The 1,675-nt window shown below is 45.2% G+C and carries 1 protein-coding gene; it reads right to left on the bottom strand.

What is annotated here, in order from left to right; all coding sequences use genetic code 11:
• Positions 1–45: 45 nt before the first annotated feature.
• A protein-coding gene (locus KNQ07_RS15910; protein ID WP_251139590.1) for an IS3 family transposase occupies positions 46–1,607 on the bottom strand; the annotation gives its coding sequence in 2 pieces (ribosomal slippage) (positions 46–977 and positions 977–1,607; 1,563 coding nt in all).
• Between the last annotated feature and the right edge of the window lie 68 nt (positions 1,608–1,675).

Genomic DNA, 1,675 nt, shown 5'->3' with positions numbered 1-1,675 from the left:
TGAACTGCTCCCCGTCAAGTAGACAGGATAAATAATAAAAATCTTTTAAACGGCTTGAGCTCTGTATTCTAATGGAGCCAAGCCGTTTAATCGTTGTTGATACCGTTCTTCATTGTAGAAATGAATATACTTCTGGATTGCAAGTTGGAGTTCGTCGAACTCCGTAAACTTATGTAGATAATAACTTTCGCACTTCAACGCTCCCCAAAAGGACTCCATCGGACCGTTATCAATACATTTACCAACCCGAGACATACTTTGTGTGATACCCGCCACGCGTGTCATGTGACGAAACGTATGCGAAGTATATTGAAATCCTCGATCACTATGAAGTAAGGGATGGCTTCCGGGTGCGCCTTTCAAGGCGAGTTCGAGTGTATCGAACACGAGCTGATTATTGTTTGAGTGCCCAAGAACGAAGGCACGGATAGATCCATCATGTAGGTCTAGAATAGCGCTCAAATACGCCTTCTGAGAGGCGCCATACTTCAATTCCGTGACATCCGTTACCCATTTTTGATTCGGTCCTGCCGCGTTGAAATCACGGTTCAGAATGTTCTCTGCGGTCTGTTGAGGACGATTACGAATGTACAAAGGACGTTTCCGGCGTATGACGCAATGAATACGAGCGACATGCATCAGACGACGGACACACTTCGCGTTAACGTTTCTTCCGAAACGGCGTTTTAAGTTTAATGTCATTCGTCGATAGCCATAGATTCCGTTCACCGCAAGGTGAATCTCGTTCATCTCTTCGATGATTTTCATGTTCTCCGTCTCACGTGCTTTCGGCATATCTATCCGACGTAACCACTTGTAGTAGGCAGCGCGCGAGACACAAGCGAGGTGGCATAGGGCAATGATTGGATAACCAAATTGCTCTACCGATGATTGGATGGCTTCATATTTATCTTGAAGTCGAATTTGATTTAACGTGACCTCCTCTCGATCTCCTCTAACTTTTTTAAGAAATCGTTCTCCATACGTAGACGCTCATTTTCTCGCTCGAGTCGTTTCAGCTCCAGCGCGAAACGTTCTGTATCCGTCAATTCTTCTACTGGCTTCTGACGACCGCGACGGTCTATCAGTGAGTCGATTCCATCCTTCTCGAACTTTCTTACCCAACTATAGATTTGTTGGTACGAGACCCGATGGGTCTCCATGATGCGTTGATAGTCTTTTCCGTTTTGTATACAGTCCATAACTGCCTGGACACGCTCTTCGAATGTAGTGGTTCTACCTCTAGTCATAATGGATCGCTCCTTCAATGGTTTCCCTTGAGTACTATGACTAGTATACTTCTCGATCCACTTCGCAAGTACGCTTATATTCGAAATATCAAACCGTACCGAAGCGCTAGTGAGCGATTCTTCTTGGTCGAGTACTGCGCGCACAGCTTTCATCTTTAGGTCTTCGGGATAGCGGGTCCACTTTGATCGACTCCGAAGTGCGGAGGGACCGCCCGTACGATATTTTGCTCTCCATCTATTCAAGGTTGTGACTGAAAGCTCGAAGAGCGAAGCGATCGACTTGATTGAGTCGATTCCGTCCTCACACATCTGAATGATGTGTAGTTTTTGATCCATCGAAAATCTAGATGTAGCCATAGAAAAAGCTCCCTTCAAAGTAGACAGTTTTTGTTATTTCAACTGTCTACTTTTTGGGGAGCATATCA

Origin of the sequence: Exiguobacterium sp. s145, from assembly GCF_018618835.1 — a bacterium.
In the GTDB taxonomy this organism is placed as follows: Bacteria; Bacillota; Bacilli; order Exiguobacteriales; family Exiguobacteriaceae; genus Exiguobacterium_A; species Exiguobacterium_A artemiae.
Note: the sequence above shows the minus strand (reverse complement) of the source record. Positions and strands in the feature narration are given on the sequence as shown.